Source organism: Pseudoalteromonas agarivorans (assembly GCF_024518735.1).
GTDB lineage: Bacteria > Pseudomonadota > Gammaproteobacteria > Enterobacterales > Alteromonadaceae > Pseudoalteromonas > Pseudoalteromonas atlantica.
Genome location: NZ_JANIGJ010000006.1, coordinates 241,036 through 256,927, shown reverse-complemented (window position 1 = coordinate 256,927; position 15,892 = coordinate 241,036). Strand labels below are relative to the sequence as shown.

Sequence of the window (15,892 nt, the reverse complement as noted above, 5' to 3'; positions counted from 1 at the left end):
ATGCCTTAGCAATTAAGTATTGCAGGTTTGAATTTAGGCCCGTTTTACTTAGTTATTTTGGTATAGCATAAAAATCATAAAACGTAAGGAAAGTGCTATGGAAAAAGCTTCGAACCTTGAAAGTAAAATGTATGTGCTAGACACCAATGTATTACTCCACGAACCCCTCGCTTATTTGTCTTTCCAAGAACATAACGTTGTCATTCCCATGACTGTTTTAGAAGAGCTTGATCACATTAAAGATAGAAAACACGACGTAAGCCGTGATGCACGAGTGGCTATTCGCGGCTTAGATGAGGTACTAAAAGACGCAACTCCAGAGCAAATGTTGCAGGGTGTTGCACTGCCTAGTAATAAAAAGGCAAATGCCAATTCAACCGGTACGCTCATTATTGTTAATGACCATCTTTTTGCAGATTCTATTTCGGGTTTACCGGGGGATGAAAACGACCACCGCATTATTAACTGCGCCGTGTATTTACAAAAACAGCACAGCGATTCAAAAATTGTATTGGTGACAAAAGATATAAACATGCGCCTTAAAGCAAAAGGTGCAGGCCTTAAATATGTTGAAGATTACCGTACCGACCAACTAATTGATGATATTGCTTTATTAACTAGCGGCTATAAAAAAATAGAGGGCGATTTTTGGCAGCACGTAGGGCAATGCGAAACACAGCAGCACGGCCGTGATACGTTTCATTATGTGGCTAAAAACTTAATTCCAGATGTGTTTTGCAATGAGTACATACTTGATGGCAGCGAGCATTTTGCTGCGCGGGTCAAATCTTACGATAACGAGCGTATTAAATTAAAAGATATTAGTGTTGAGCGTTTAATGCACCAGCAAGCGTGGGGCGTAAAACCTAAAAATATTTACCAAGGTATGGCGCTCGACGCTTTGCTTGACCCTAGTATTGAGCTGGTTATTTTAACCGGCCCAGCGGGGTGCGGTAAAACATTACTGGCACTGGCCAGTGCGCTTGAAATGGTGATTGAGCGCGGTATTTACGACAAGGTCATTGTAACGCGTAATACTCCCGAAATAGCCGAGTCTATCGGTTTTTTACCCGGTACCGAAGAAGAAAAAATGGCGCCGTGGTTAGCTGCAATTACCGACACCTTAGAGGTACTACACAAAGGAGACGAGAACCCAATTTCGAGTCGCAATTACATAATGGAAAAAGCCAATGTACAGTTTAAGTCGGTGAACTTTATGCGTGGGCGTAGTATTCAAAATGCAGTGGTAATTTTGGATGAGAGCCAAAACTTAACGGCATCTCAGCTTAAAACTATTATTACCCGTTGTGGCGAGGGAACAAAACTAATTTGTAGCGGTAATTTAGCGCAAATAGACAGTAACTACTTAACCCCCGTTACCTCCGGCCTTACTTATATTGTTGAGCGTTTTAAAGACTTTGAAGGCAGTGCAACAGTTAATTTAAACGGGGTAGTGCGCAGCCGTTTAGCCTCCTTTGCAGAAGAAAATTTATAACTTGCGCAGAACAATTTGGCTCGATAGTCTAGTGGCTGACTATCGGGCCAAAACTTAGGCAAAACGTTGAAATTTTTACCTCTAAAAGACTATTACCGCTCTTTATTTGTAGCATTATTTGTTCCCTTATTTGTGGCATTTTTACTGTGTTTGCACTTGTATAATATAAAAGTTGAGCGCGCCATAGAAAAACGTCAAGCCGATTTTGAACAAGTGTCGGCTCAAGTTAGCCATATAATGAGCTCGGTAAACGACTTTTTTGACAATGCCTTTATATCGTATCAGCAGCCTAGTGTTGAGCAGTTCAATCGCAACTTACTAGAAGGTATTAATCAATACGACAATTACTACTACCGCCACTTTAGCGAGCGCCAAGGCGAAATAGTCGGTAAAGGGCAGTTTGCTTTTTCTAACCGTGCGTTGATCCAATGGCAGCAAGCTACAACCCTAAGTCCAACGTTTAATACCGCGTTATCGCTTATGCAATCGTTGTCGGCTGTTGCCTATGTTGATGATTTGGGGTTTGCCTATGTGGTAAGGCGTAATAAAAGCCAAAGCACTATGCTTAATAAAATTTTAAATGGTAATTTTAAGCCCACATTTATACCTGGCCAGCTTACCTCAAGCGCCATTGTTAAAATACGCGATAGCGCTTATTTTGCTATTGGCCGTAAAAAACAACCTAATTCGTCAGACTACATCATTTTAATATACGATTTAGAGGCCATGTCTAGCTGGCTTAAAAAGGTGGCACCAAGCGAAGGCGAATATGTGTTTATGAACCAGTCGCATCAAGTGATAGCCAGCTCTGTTAAGCGGTTAAATGAAGCAACAGCCTTAAAAGATTATTGGCCTGAATTAGCCCATGACAATGAAAAAATAAACTTAGTTAATAACACAAATGCGCAGTTTTTTATGCAAGCAATGGGGAACCTGCCCATTCATGCCGCCTTTTATGAGCCGCAAATAAAAGTGATCACGCCAATTAGGTATGAAGTTCTTTTGGAGTTTGCGTTTCTAACGTTATTTTTAAGCTTAATGTTTGCGGTATTTTTTTGGTTAAGCCAACGTATTTTTGTTAGACCTATGACTCATTTAATGCAATATTTTGAACAAAATGATGCCCCTAAAGCTGCGCTTTCTAATTACCCCATCCCTTTAAATTGGCAGCCTTGGTTTTCTCGCGTTAAATATGTATTTGATAAAAATGCACAGTTAGTTGAGTCGCTCCAAGAGGCTAATAAAGAACTCGATGAGCAGTTACAGCTGCAATCTCAAAAGCTAAAACGCAGCTACGAAGCAAAAGAGCGACACCTAGCGCTATTAAATACCATGCTAAATAGTGTGCCTGATCTTATTTACTTTAAAAATATTGATGGCTCTTTTTTAGGTTGTAATAAAGCATTTGAAGCCTATGTAGGCAAAGAGCAAGCCATCCTAGTCGGTAAGCGTATTGAAGATTTAGACAGCGACGATTTACAGTTAAGCCTACTAGAAAAGCAAGTTTTACAAACCAAAAGTAGCATTGAGCAACGCATAGATAGCACCGACAAATCGTATCAATTAACGATTGCCCCATTTTATAACGAGCACCAGCACTTATTAGGCACTATGGGAATTGGGCGAGACATTACTGAGCAGCAGCAAACTCTATCGGCGTTAAAAGCGTCAGAATCTAAATTTAGAAGTGCAATAGAGTTTGCAGCAAACAGTGTGGTGTTACTTTCGCTTGAGCACACCATATTGCAAGTTAACAAAGCGGCTCGCAAGTTATTTTCACAGCAAGATATTTTAACTGGTGAGCCACTAAAAATGCTGTTTGATGAGGCGCAGTGGCAAGAAATAAAAAATGCGCTTTGCCACTTATTAGATGATAAAAAACGGGTTTATCATTTAACGCTCTCACAAGGAAAACTAACAAGTTGGCTGCAGCTGAGTGTGTCGCTGGTGTGGGATGAAAACCGTGATCCCTCTTATTATGTTATTCATATTCAAGATGTAAGTGCGCTGACTAAAGCTAAGCATGACGCAGAACGCGCAACAATAGCTAAAAGCCGCTTTATTGCTAATCTAAGCCATGAGATCCGCACCCCTCTTAACGCTGTGTTAGGGCTGTTAGATATGATAGTAGAGCAAGGCTTAAAAAATAAGCAGCTGCAACAAACTAAGCAGGCTAAAAACGCAGCTCAAAGCTTATTGCTGATGCTAAACAGAATGCTCGATTTTGCCCGAGTAGAAAGTGCGCAAGCGCAAATTAAACCGGTGCCTTTTTGCTTAGTTGAACTGATTGATATTTGCGAGAGCTTAACAGCGCCATTGTGCCAAAACAAAGGGTTAAGCTTTAATATTGAAATAGATCCACTCATTAACCCCGCGCTGGTGGGGGATTCAATACGTTTGCAACAAATATTAGGTAACTTACTTACCAATGCCGTTAAGTTTACTAATAAAGGCAGTATTACTTTAAAAATGGTGCTTGAAGAAAATGACGTTTTAGATCAGCAACGTATTTGTTTTCACGTAATAGACAGTGGTGTAGGTATTGCTAAAGCTGACCAACGACGACTGTTTGATGCTTTTACTCAAGGCGATGAATCTTCTACGCGTATTCATCAAGGGGTCGGGCTTGGACTTGCTATAGTTAAACATGGTGTAGCCTTAATGGGCGGCGAAATTGCAATTAATAGTGACAAAGGCCGTGGATGTGAGTTTTTCTTTACTCTAGCGCTTGCGATAGATACGGCTAAAAATAGTGTATTTATACCTAATACATTAGCCATTGTGAGCGATGACACTGTACAGCTAAACGAAGTGGTTAATGCCTACTCACAAGTGGTAGCTATTGATTTAGAAGAGGCGCTTCGCTACCCAATAAAGCTTGCTGATGCACAGCAACTGATTATTGATGAAACCACATTGAACGATTTATTAAAGGTTGAATCTATACACGAAACGCTCAGTGGCAACTCATACCCTGTGGTTGTGGTGAATCACGAACACACTTTAGCATTGCCTTGTACTACGCAAATTAACGCACAACATGTTAAAGCTACGGCGTTAGCTCAGCGCTTGATTAGCTTAAATGCTAATGCGGGGGCGGAGCCACCTAAAGCCGCTGAAAATAATGAAGAAGTAAAAAAAGATATATCGGGTCTACTTATTATGGCGGTTGATGATAACCCGCTTAATTTAGACATTATTAGCAGTGTGCTAAAACAGGCCCATATAAATGTAATAACGGTTACCAATGCGCCAGATGCAATAGAGCTGCTACAAATATTAAAACCAGATTTAATTTTGATGGACGTGCAAATGCCGCATATCGATGGTTGCCAAGCAACGCAATTGATTCGCCAACAGTTTGACGCGCGCCAGCTGCCTATTTTTGCTTTAACAGCACATTGTGAACCTGCAGATGTTGAGCGCTCACTTAGTAGCGGCATGAATAAGCATTTGACTAAACCTGTGGTTGCAGCTGTGCTGTTAGATGCAATTAGAGACGTAGACTTTATAAAACCTACGTTTTATGACCAAAGCTTTGCGCTCACCCAGTTTAACTTTGATGAAAATTTACTGGCAACCATGGTCGGAAAGTTTGCCAAGTTGTGTGAAACGCAGTTAGAACAAATTGAAGAAAACACCCAGCGAGATGAAGTGGTACGCTTAGTGCATAGCATTAAAGGCGTGGCGGGTAACTTAGGTTTTATTAGGCTTTCATTGTGTGCAAAACAATGTGAAACGCACCTTAAAACCACTAACGAGCCGCTTCAGCACACTTTAAAAGAGCTAATCATTCAGCTAAAGCAAGTGATTATATTTATTGAAACCTTAGGGGGACGGGATGTCGAAAAAAGCTAAAATACTGATTGTGGATGATGATCCCCTTAACCGGCTGGTGCTTGAAAAAACACTGGGCACGGAGCATGACGTATTTTTAGTCGAAAGCGGCGAAAAAGCGCTCACCTTTATTAAATCTAATCAGGTCGATTTAATTATTTTAGATGTGGTGATGCCAGGCATTGATGGTTATGAAGTGCTTGTACAGCTTAAAGAAAACCCTATTACTCAGTCTATTCCTATTGTGTTTATATCGGCTAATAATAGCCACACCGATGAAGCAAAAGGCCTTGAGTTAGGTGCAATGGATTACATCACTAAACCCTTTAATGCGTCTATAGTCAAAGTGCGGGTACGCAACCAATTACTGATCAAGCAAAAAAATGATTTGCTAGAAATGCTTGCCTCAATAGACGGTTTAACGGAAATACCCAACAGGCGTTATTTAGATGAAAACCTCTCTCGTGAATGGCGCAGAAGTAAACGTAATGGCTCGTGCTTGTCTGTTTTATTAATGGATATAGATCACTTTAAGCGTTACAACGATTGCTATGGCCACCGAGCGGGGGATGAGTGTTTAAAGCAGGTTGCCCAGGCGTTAGCAGCGCAATGTGAGCGTAGTACTGACTTTATTGCCCGCTACGGGGGGGAAGAGTTTGCAGCGGTATTACCCGATGTTAATAAACAACAGGCATTAGCATTTGCCCAAAAGTTAAGAAAAGCGGTAAACAGCCTCAATATAGAGCACAAAGCTTCGTTAAATGCAGATCACATAACAATCAGTATTGGCATTGCTAGTATGGAAAACGGCAATGCAAGTGCCGAACAAGCCTTACTCGAACAAGCTGACCTAGGGCTATATGCCGCAAAAGATGCAGGGCGCGATCAGGTGGTTGCGCTTAACTTATAATGTGGCTGTGTTTATATTAAAGCGTTATTTAAATCTGCCCCACACGTTAATGTTATTACCAAGCGGGGCTGCTTTACGCTACTAGCGCGTTGTTATTTTGTGATCATGCCCAGTGCGCTTTCACCAATACCCACCAATTTATCATTTTTAAATACCAATGGCGTGCATTCATCTTTTGTTGTTTTGCCATCAGAGTGAATGCTGTTAGTCACGTAAAACAGTATCTGATACACATCATCATCTTTTTTCAATAGCTCGGTAAAGTTTGGCGTTTTTAATTGCGCTAAAACAGATTGATAGCTGCTATCCATTGTTAAATCTGCAATCGTTTCGCGGTTTTTTTTATGCTGATGTTGCCAGCTTGATGAGTCGTTACCTGCCCAGTGCGTTTCTGCTTCGCCATCTGATACGGCAATAACACAGCCTGTTAAAAACGGAGCAATAAGTGCAGCAGCTAAAAGTGATTTTTTCATTGTTATAGTCCTTGATGAGTTTTAATTTAATTATTTACTTATCAGGAGCAAGTAATAGGCCAATATAACAAAGTTATAAAATTCAAGGGGTTAGATTGTAATGGCTGTTTTTAAGTGATGAATTATAAAAATCATTAGCAAAAACAGCCACTTTTTAGGTTTTTTAACGATTAAGCTAGCCCGCGTTTATTTAGCCTAGCGAAAACACGTTACAGCTATTTACTAAATAGAATAAGGCACTTTGAGGCAGGTAAAACCTAGCCTCAATGCGGCTCATTATTGTTGTAAATTGCTATTATACCAAGCGGTTACGAGACTCACCGTTACTAAAGGCTGCAATATTTAGGCTTACCTCATTAATTAAGCGTACGATTGACTCTGTGCTGGCCCATGCAATGTGAGGTGTAAGTAGCAAGTTTTCGCCTGTGTAATTAGCCAGCGGGTTAGAAGGCTCTGCCGGCTCTTTAGTAAGTACATCAACACCCGCACCGGCAATTAAATTTTGCTCTAGGGCTGTGGCTAAGTCGGCTTCATTTATAATGCCACCACGGGCGGTATTGATAATAATACTGCTGGGTTTCATCATTTTTAGCTCATCTAACGAAATTAAATCGCGTGTTTCATCAGTAAGCGGGCAGTGCACGCTAATTATATCAGCGGTTTCTAATACTTCTTCAAAAGGTGTACGGCCTTCTCTACAAGAGGCGCCTTTACGCTCTGCAACCACTACATTGGCTCCAAAAGCTTGCGCTACTGTCGCCACACCTTTACCTAGCGTTCCGCCGCCTATAATGGCAAATGTTTTACCTTGTAAATCATTAAAGCTGTAATCTAATCTGCAAAACATCTCGCTTTTTTGCCAAGCGCCTTGCTGGCAGTCGCGCTGGTAGCGGTGTGTATTACCTAATAAATTAGTCACTAACGAAAACGTGTGCTGTACAACCGAAGGGGTTGAGTAGCCTGCTACGTTGGTAACGGCAATACCAAATTCTTCAGCGGCGTTTAAATCAACATTATTAGTGCCTGTTGCACTTACGCAAATAAGCTTAAGCGTTTTAAGTTGGCTTATCGTATCGCGATTTAGCACAACCTTGTTGGTAATAAGGACGTCCGCGCCTTGGCTGTGAGCAACAACTTGCTCAGGTGACGTAAGTTCGTAAGTAGTTAGCTCACCTAGTTCTTCAATGCAAGTTAACGAGGTTTTAGCTAAAGTAGCGTTATCGAGAATGGTGATTTTCATTGTGTGTCCTATCTAAATGCGTACCGTAAAATGGCAAGAGCGTTTAAGGTACTACGAATACACACCTTTGTTAATGCTATTACTACCAAATGCTTAGTACAAAAAGTCAGGTTGCTGATAAAAGTTTAAATTGGCTGGTCTGCCCACTCAAATATAAATAACATGATATTTTAGCGGGCTATATCGCTGGGGCCTGTTTATTTTTTGAGGTTGAACTCACTTTCCTGTGAAAGGTCAACAAGCCTTATTAACGTTGATAAAACTAAAAAACAATGCACCAACCCCTTTTTGTGTGGTCATAGACTGAAATGGCTCGCAAATAAGCATAACCAAATGGCTATTTCTTATTTAAGAGTGGCTGAGTTATAATCAAAATTATATATAAACGGTACGTTTTGCGTGCCGTTTTTTTAACATTGTAGATGCAGTAATGAGTGAATTAGAAGATAAGTACGCAGACATAAGACCTTACAACGACGATGAAGTTGCGGCCTCGCTAGCGCGTTTAATTAACGATAATGCGTTTATAGATGTAATAGCAAAGTACAACTTACCGCGCTTTATATCCGCTATGCCTTTTATTGCTCGCACACTGGTGAGAAGCCAGTTACGAAAAAAATGGGGTAAATTTACGAGCGTTGAAGATGTACAAAACGAAGTTGCAAAGTATTTAGATAAACTTATAAAACGCACTACCTCAAAAGTCACCTTTTCTGGATTAGACAAATTAGACCCGCAGCAGGCGTATTTATTTATATCAAACCACCGCGACATAGTGCTGGACCCTGCACTTGTTAATTGGGGTTTGTATCAACATAAAATGAAGACGGTGCGTATAGCAATAGGTGATAACTTATTGCAAATACCGTATATAACCGAGCTGATGCGTTTAAATAAAAGCTTTATCGTTAAGCGCTCAGCCAAAGCACCTAAAGAGATGCTTAAGGCGCTTACGCAGTTGTCATCGTATATTTATGACTCGTTAACAGCAGGAAATTCTATTTGGATTGCGCAAAAAGAAGGGCGTGCAAAAGACGGCTTTGATCAAACAGATCCGGCGCTTTTAAAAATGCTGCAACTTAATGGTCGTAAACAAAAGAAACAATTTGGCGAGTATATTAAAGAGTTAAAAATTGTTCCTGTGTCTATTTCTTACCAGTATGAGCCTTGTGCAATTTCAAAAGCAAAAGAGCTTTATCATAAACAGCAGCACGGTGAATACGTAAAATCAGCAGGCGAAGACATAGCAAGTATTGTTGAAGGATTTAGCTCTGCTAAAGGGCATGTACACTTAGCATTTGGACAACCGGTTGAAAGCGGTTGCGATGATGCTGATGAGCTGGCGCAAACAATTGATAAGCACATTGTTGAGTCTTTTTACTTACACCCAGGAAATTACATTGCCGGTGGGTGCAAGCAAGCAGTTATTGATGAGCCCGATACCGCCACTTTTGAACAGCGTTTAGCCTTAGTGCCAGAAGAGCTAAAGCCACTTGTTTTAGCTATGTATGCAAAGCCATTTCAACGCAAAACTGAAATCACAAACAAAGTATGTGAGCAAAGCCATTAGGCATCTGCGTTGGCAAATAGCGTAATAAAGCAGCGTAAACGCTGCTTTTTTTTTGTGCATAAATAACGCTATACTCATACAAAGCAATTATTCTACTTAGGGGGCGCAATGCAACAAATTGAAATATTTGATATTCCAAGCCCCTGTAAAAGTATTTGCCAAGTAAACAACCGAGGTTATTGCAAAGGCTGCTACCGAAGCCGGGATGAGCGCTTTAATTGGAATGCGTTAAGCAATGCGCAAAAAAAGAAAGTACTTAGCTTGTGCCAGCAACGTTACAAACGGTATTTACAAAAGCGCCAAGCTGCACAATCACAAGCCACTTTAGATAAGCAACAAGGCTTTGAATTTTAAACCTTGCTGTACATGCTAGAGTTTTAAATTGTATTTTGCGCGCAATGCGCGACTAGTGCCGTTATCGTGTAGTTTATTTAAAGCATTCAATAATTTACTTACCAAAGCCGCGTGCTTTTTATGTACATAGTGATAGAGCGAAAACGTACTTAGCAGCTGGGTTTGCATACACGTCTCTGGTAGGGAAAAGTTATCGGCTTTAAGCACAAAGTCGAGCATAATTGCCCCATCAACTTTATGCTGGGCTAGTAGGTTAAGTTGGGTCGTAATATTTTTTACTTCAATAATATTGCCGTTAAACTTATGCTCATTTAAGTAATGGTGCTGAACTGGATAGCCTGATAAAACCGCAATACTATCGAGCTTATCGAGTGTATTGGGTTGGCAGTTTTTAAACAGTAAAAGCTTATAGTCAAACAGTGGGTAGTTAATTCTGATCAGGTTTTTATTGTCCGCCTCTATACTTATATCGCGGCCAAGTTGGCCATCTAACACCCCATTATTGGCTGCTAATAAGGCATTTTGGCGATTAAAATCAATTATGTGTACTTCATAATTAAGTTCTTTATAGGCTAATGTGAGTAAAGCGAGCGCATAGCTTGCTTGAGCTGAGTCGGCCGGGCGGTTAAATATAACGCTATTGTGATTGGCGAGTGTAATTTTACTAAAAAATAAAACGACTAATAAAAACAAAGCATTGAGCTGTATCTGCAAGGTTACTTCCGTTTAAAATAAGGAGAGGGCAAATGAACGCAGCGAATAATACCAAAATAGTTTGGTTTTTGCCCATGTTTGTTGCTTTTTAAACAGTAAATGGGTTCAAATATACGTATAATAAATGCGGATAACTAACCGTACTTAGGAGTGGTTGTGAGTTTTAATTTATGTGCTTTACCCCGAGAGCAAAAATACCAGATTCAATTAGATTACGAAGCCTCATTTTGGGCTTATCAAATTAAACGTAATAAAAAAACACGTGAGCAAGTTTATAACACGATTCATAGCCGCCCAGTGGCAGAGCAAACGTTTTTAAAGCAACAGTTTGAGCAGTATTTGGCGTTAATGCTAAGCTAATATATGTACACAGTACAAAAGTTAGACACACTTAAGATTCCATTAGTTAATAAGTTTTATGCACTGTATAGCGTAAGAGGACGTGCTAATAAGCAAGATCAGGTTTGGGTTGTTTACAGTGAAATGCAGATAGTTGCGGCGTGTCGGATACAAAATAAACACGACTTTTTATTTTTATCGACCGTATTTGTTGCCCCGCAGCACCGTGCAAAAGGGCTGGCAAAGCAACTTGTATGCGCCGCTATAAAACAGCAAAGTATGCCGCTTTATACCTTTGCTTATAAAAATATTACAGCTTTATATACGAGTCTTGGTTTTAACCAAGTATTAACATATACTCCTGGTTTAAAAGCACTTTTTGATATTTATACGCATCGAAATATAGTCGCACTCGAATACCTATAACAAAAACAACGGATCAAGCCATGAGTAAAGGCGTTCATTGGATCATTAGTTGCTGTATAGCTTTAATCGCTATATTTAGTTGCCATGTTGGCGCACAGGTTAAACGTTTATCCCCCAGTGAAGGCCTGTCGCAAAGCTATGTGAACACTATGCTGCTTGATGATAACGGTTACCTATGGCTCTCTACCGAAGGGGGGTTAAACCGTTATGATGGTTACCAAGTTGTTTCAATTAATGGCCCTAATGGCGAGCTTGAAGAAGCCATAATTGATTGTATTTACCAAGACCCCGCAGGCAATATTTGGATAGCCTCGTTACTTGCCGGCTTATTTAAATACGACCCAAGTACCGACACCTACCAGCAATTTATTGCTCAACCTACCAGCGAAAAACAAATTTTAAGCCAGTCGGTATTTAGTATGGCAGCGGTTGATGACAAAACCTTATGGATTGGGCGTGGTCGCGACTTTGCTAAATTAGATATTGAAACAGGTAAAATAACCAGCCTATTTGAGCTGCCTAAAGAATACGAAAACACCTTAGTCAGAGAGCTTTTTCATTACAATGGGTATATTTTTATAGGCACAAGCCATGGGGCATTTGTATTTGATATCGCCTCTGAGCAAATTAGGCCGCTGCAGCATTTAAAAAGCAAAGCTGAGCATATTTATCAAAACAACGTTAAATCGTTTTCGGTTATTGAAAATAATCAGTTGTTAGTAGGCACCGTTAAAGGCTTGTATCAAGTTGATATTAGCGACTTGCCAGGCATGTTTGAACGCCCCGACATAGCATTTAAAAACCAAGCCGTTATTGCCGATTTAAATGTATGGCGCATCATCAACGAAGGCGAAAAGCTAGATCTGGCGACTAATAAAGGGCTCTTTAAATTTGATTTAAATAGCAAAGAGTTGGTAAAAAACACACGTATTACGCAAAGTAAATACAGCCTATCTGATACCAGTATGATAGACATGGTAAAAGATAAATCAGGAGGGTATTGGCTCGCTACTAAAACCGATGGTGCATTTTATCTGTCTAATAATACCTATCACTTTAGCAATATAGATGGTAGTAAACTGGGTGGCGATGGCCTTTCTCACCCTTCGGTTTGGGGCATTACGGAGTATGGCAACAGCCTATGGCTGGCAACGCATAATGGCTTAACCGAAATTGATTTAGCCACTAACACCAGCCAAGTTTACTTAAAAAACCACAAAGTAGACTTACTGACTACCGAATTTAGCGTGTATGAAATTATTCCTTATAAGCAAAAGCTTTGGTTACATACAAACCGTGGGCTGTTTGAGTTTGACCCCATAACGCATCAAATTAACGAGCCAACAATAACAAACCCCAACAATAGAGCCTACATAGAAGGCTGGGTACACGGCGTAACCTTAATGCCTAACGGTGATTTGTACTATGTGCACTCAGATCACGGTATGTTTGTATATAATATTGATACTCAGCAGATCACCCGATTAGAAGGGGCCTTTAGCAAAATAGAGCCGTTTTTGGCGCATGGTTTTTCGCCAGCGCTGGCAACCAAGCCTGATATGCCCCTGTTTTTTAATGCGGGTATTTTATATCAGGTAAACCCATCCACATTAGCATTAAACACCATTTATAAAGTGCCAAAACAGCACGATAACGTGGCTATTAATGTGCTTTCTTACGTGGTCGATAACAACAATATTTTATGGATTTCACTATCTAATTTTGGTCTGATTGGGCTTGATGCAGCCAGTTACAAATTGGTACACACGATTGACTTAGAAAAAAATAAGTTAGGTACCTTACTTTATGACATGGTGCTTGATGATAATGGCATGATTTGGATGAGTAGCCATAAAGGCATATGGCGACTAAACCCAGAAACACTTCATTTTCAGCAGTTTACTACATCTGAGGGGCTGCTTTCTGCTGAGTTTAACAGCAGTGCCATGGCGCATTTAAGCGATGGGCGCATTGCCTATGGCAGCTTAAAGGGCATTACATATTTTCATCCGATGGAAAATCAAAATTACCACTCTTTAATTGATCATGTAAATATAACGCGAGTTGATTTAATGTCGCGCGACTTATCTATCGATTTAAAACAGCCATTAAATGAAATAGTCCTTAACCATGATGATATCGGTTTAGAGGTGGCGTTTTCGGCGATGGCCTTTAGCTATCAAGAGCGCATAATTTACGAGTACCAGCTTGATAACGGCCAAAAAACCTACACCCGTAATAATAATCGGGTGTTATTCCCTAAATTAAATCCAGGTAATTACCAGCTCAAAGTATGGGCTAAAGATCCGTTAACCGGCGAGTACACGCCGCCTGCAGTGCTAAAAATTCGAGTTAAGTATCCTCTGTGGCGAGCGCCATATTTTATGGTGCTTTATGGCGTTTTGTTTATCGCATTTATTGCTTTTTGGGTAATGCGCCGCAACAAAATTCAGCGCATATTACTGGCCGCTAATAAAGAAAGTAAAGAAAGTGAAGCGCGATTAAAACTAGCCTTAGAGGGTAGTGAGTCTGGCATGTGGGATTGGCAGTCTACATCGAGTAGTATTTACCAGCCGCGCTTATGTAATGAACTGGGGTATGATCAAGAAAGCGTGAGCCTAGATGATTACCTAGCTAAAATTCACCCGCAAGATAAAGCGCTTTTCAGATTAGAATGGTTAGAATTTTTATCAACCGATAAAGGCTACTTTAATTGCACTTATCGTTTACGCCACGCTAAAGGCTATTGGCGTTGGTATAAAGACTTTGGCAAAGTGGTGGAATGGAGCGGGCAACTTCCTAAAAAAGTTGCGGGTACTTACACCAATATGACCCGCGAAATGGTGTTTGAAGAGCATGCCCGCTTATTTACCGCTGCGTTTGAGCAAACCCGTGATTGGGTATTTATTCTTGATAAAAACTTTACGGTTCGCGCCTCTAACAAATCGTTGCAAACGGCCTTTAACTTTCCTAGTGAGCCACGCTCTAGCCGTGCCCTTAATTTAGGCATATCGCGAAGTAATCGTTTTGACTACTTACGGATAATGCAAAAGCTGAATGTGGGTGAGCATTTTTCCTGTGAAGACTTAGTCACCCTTGCCAGTGGTGAGCAGCGCCATGTGTTAGTAAAAATAAGTGCAGTGGCCGACACCGAACACCGTTTAAGCAGCTACGTTATTATTTTGACCGATATTCATGCGCAAAAATTGGCTGAAAATGAGCTTCATATTTTAGCCAATTATGACTCATTAACCGGTTTGCCTAACCGTATGCTGTTTAACGACAGGGTTGAGCGTGCTATTGAGCAAGCGCAAAATCATCAATGTAAAGTAGCTATGCTGCACATAAACATTAAGCGGTTTAAATACTTTAACGACTCATTTGGACGTGAAGCGGCTGATGAGCTAATAAAGCAAGTGGCTAAGCGCATTAAGCGCTCCTTGCGTCCTTCTGCAAGTGTTGCACGCTTTGGTGGCGATGAATTTGTGGTGCTGGTGGAAGATGTGCAGCAAATTGAAGAAGTATTGCTTATTTGCTCTAAATTAATAGATTCTGTAAGCCAAAATATGGAATTTAATGGCCAGGTGGTAAATGTTAATTTAAGTATTGGTGTAGCAATAGCGCCTGATGACGCCGCAGATCATGCTGCGCTGTTAAAAGCTGCCAGTATAGCTTTGTACCATGCAAAAGAGTCTCTCGAAAGCAGTTATAAGTTTTACAAGCAGGAGATGAATCAGCATGTACAAAAAGCCCTGCATTTAGAGTCTTTGCTAACTAAAGCGTATCAGGAGCAAGAGTTTTGCAATTACTACCAGCCTATAGTGAATGCGCACACTCAAAAAACCGAAGGTTTTGAAGTGTTGTTACGCTGGCCAGAAAACACTTTAGTGCCCACGCAAGAGTTTTCTTTAGCGGCTGAGAGCATAGGGTTAATAACAAAAATTATGCTGCAAACCTTTGCCCGTGCGTTGCAAGCGCTTAAACAATGGCGTGAGATTTCACCTCAGCTGTACTTGTCGATAAACCTCTCTGCACTTGATTTTGAATACGAAGAGCTTGTAACCGACATTCATAAAGCGTTGAGCCACGCTAATGTGCCCTCAGAAGCCATAGTGTTTGAAATCACCGAGTCTATTTTAATGCGCGACTCTAAACATGCGCTGCACAGTATGGAAATGCTGAAAAAGCTTGGCTGTAAACTCTACATGGATGACTTTGGAACAGGCTATGCCTCATTAACGTATTTAAAGCGTTTTCCTATCGATGTACTAAAAATAGATAGAAGCTTTGTGCAAGATATTGGCGTGGACTCGGATGATGAAGCCATTATTCAATCAACGCTTACCTTAGCTCATAGTTTAGGTAAAGAGTGTGTGGCAGAGGGCATTGAAAACAAACAACAGCTGCAGTTTTTAAAGCAGTTAGGGTGTAAGCATTTTCAGGGCTATTTATTTAGTAAGCCAGTACCTAAAGAAGCTGTTCCCGCACTGATCAAACAAGATTGGGGCAACATATTTAACCAGTAAAAATAAGC

General features: G+C 40.5%; 11 protein-coding genes. 8 read left to right on the top strand and 3 right to left on the bottom strand.

Annotated elements, in window-relative coordinates; translation table 11 throughout:
• Positions 1-97 precede the first annotated feature (97 nt).
• The 3 genes from NQT65_RS12775 (at position 98) to NQT65_RS12765 (ending at position 6,242) form a co-directional block, all read left to right on the top strand.
• Complete coding sequence (locus tag NQT65_RS12775; protein ID WP_004585867.1) at positions 98-1,495, top strand: PhoH family protein; 1,398 nt, start codon at positions 98-100, stop codon at positions 1,493-1,495.
• A gap of 66 nt (positions 1,496-1,561) precedes the next feature.
• The gene (locus tag NQT65_RS12770; protein ID WP_256851314.1) at positions 1,562-5,353 is read left to right on the top strand and encodes a PAS domain-containing hybrid sensor histidine kinase/response regulator; all 3,792 of its coding nucleotides are present in this window, start codon (positions 1,562-1,564) and stop codon (positions 5,351-5,353) included.
• Positions 5,337-6,242 carry a diguanylate cyclase gene (locus NQT65_RS12765; RefSeq protein WP_024031527.1) on the top strand — a complete coding sequence of 302 codons (906 nt, stop codon included), beginning with the start codon at positions 5,337-5,339 and terminating at the stop codon, positions 6,240-6,242. Before NQT65_RS12770 ends, NQT65_RS12765 begins: the two co-directional genes overlap by 17 nt.
• A 92-nt stretch (positions 6,243-6,334) precedes the next feature.
• On the opposite strand, the gene NQT65_RS12760 is transcribed toward NQT65_RS12765, so the two are convergent.
• Together NQT65_RS12760 and NQT65_RS12755 are read right to left on the bottom strand one after the other, a co-directional pair.
• Positions 6,335-6,715, bottom strand: a complete 381-nt coding sequence (locus NQT65_RS12760; RefSeq protein ID WP_256851313.1) for a DUF3192 domain-containing protein — start codon at positions 6,713-6,715, stop codon at positions 6,335-6,337.
• Between the two features lie 295 nt (positions 6,716-7,010).
• Positions 7,011-7,955: a D-2-hydroxyacid dehydrogenase gene (locus NQT65_RS12755; RefSeq protein WP_256851312.1), complete on the bottom strand. Its 945-nt coding sequence runs from the start codon at positions 7,953-7,955 to the stop codon at positions 7,011-7,013.
• Positions 7,956-8,385: 430 nt separating this feature from the next.
• On the opposite strand from NQT65_RS12755, the gene NQT65_RS12750 reads away from it, so the two are divergent.
• Together NQT65_RS12750 and NQT65_RS12745 are read left to right on the top strand one after the other, a co-directional pair.
• Positions 8,386-9,525: a 1-acyl-sn-glycerol-3-phosphate acyltransferase gene (locus tag NQT65_RS12750; protein ID WP_256851311.1), complete on the top strand. Its 1,140-nt coding sequence runs from the start codon at positions 8,386-8,388 to the stop codon at positions 9,523-9,525.
• Positions 9,526-9,633: 108 nt separating this feature from the next.
• Positions 9,634-9,879, top strand: coding sequence for a DUF1289 domain-containing protein (locus NQT65_RS12745; RefSeq protein WP_004586824.1), 246 nt, complete (start codon positions 9,634-9,636; stop codon positions 9,877-9,879).
• A 15-nt stretch (positions 9,880-9,894) separates the two neighbouring features.
• On the opposite strand, the gene NQT65_RS12740 is transcribed toward NQT65_RS12745, so the two are convergent.
• The gene (locus tag NQT65_RS12740; protein WP_024031530.1) at positions 9,895-10,593 is read right to left on the bottom strand and encodes a substrate-binding periplasmic protein; all 699 of its coding nucleotides are present in this window, start codon (positions 10,591-10,593) and stop codon (positions 9,895-9,897) included.
• A 156-nt stretch (positions 10,594-10,749) separates the two neighbouring features.
• Here NQT65_RS12740 and NQT65_RS12735 point away from each other — a divergent pair, with 156 nt between their 5' ends.
• Genes NQT65_RS12735 through NQT65_RS12725 form a run of 3 tightly spaced genes read left to right on the top strand, consistent with a single transcriptional unit; the run spans position 10,750 to position 15,884 of the window.
• A complete protein-coding gene (locus NQT65_RS12735) occupies positions 10,750-10,953 on the top strand; it encodes a DUF3283 family protein (protein ID WP_004586826.1) in 204 nt (67 codons plus the stop codon).
• A gap of 3 nt (positions 10,954-10,956) precedes the next feature.
• Positions 10,957-11,358 (top strand): GNAT family N-acetyltransferase, encoded by a 402-nt coding sequence (locus NQT65_RS12730; RefSeq protein ID WP_004586827.1) that lies wholly within the window; start codon positions 10,957-10,959, stop codon positions 11,356-11,358.
• A gap of 20 nt (positions 11,359-11,378) precedes the next feature.
• A complete protein-coding gene (locus NQT65_RS12725; protein WP_256851310.1) occupies positions 11,379-15,884 on the top strand; it encodes an EAL domain-containing protein in 4,506 nt (1,501 codons plus the stop codon).
• Positions 15,885-15,892: the final 8 nt, after the last annotated feature.

What these genes read in the sequence shown, in the direction of transcription:
- NQT65_RS12775 (WP_004585867.1), top strand. Translation starts at nt 98, where the DNA reads ATGGAAAAAGCTTCGAACCTTGAAAGTAAAATGTATGTGCTAGACACC.
- NQT65_RS12765 (WP_024031527.1), top strand. Translation starts at nt 5,337, where the DNA reads ATGTCGAAAAAAGCTAAAATACTGATTGTGGATGATGATCCCCTTAAC.
- NQT65_RS12760 (WP_256851313.1), bottom strand. Translation starts at nt 6,715, where the DNA reads ATGAAAAAATCACTTTTAGCTGCTGCACTTATTGCTCCGTTTTTAACA.
- NQT65_RS12755 (WP_256851312.1), bottom strand. Translation starts at nt 7,955, where the DNA reads ATGAAAATCACCATTCTCGATAACGCTACTTTAGCTAAAACCTCGTTA.
- NQT65_RS12750 (WP_256851311.1), top strand. Translation starts at nt 8,386, where the DNA reads ATGAGTGAATTAGAAGATAAGTACGCAGACATAAGACCTTACAACGAC.
- NQT65_RS12745 (WP_004586824.1), top strand. Translation starts at nt 9,634, where the DNA reads ATGCAACAAATTGAAATATTTGATATTCCAAGCCCCTGTAAAAGTATT.
- NQT65_RS12730 (WP_004586827.1), top strand. Translation starts at nt 10,957, where the DNA reads ATGTACACAGTACAAAAGTTAGACACACTTAAGATTCCATTAGTTAAT.
- NQT65_RS12725 (WP_256851310.1), top strand. Translation starts at nt 11,379, where the DNA reads ATGAGTAAAGGCGTTCATTGGATCATTAGTTGCTGTATAGCTTTAATC.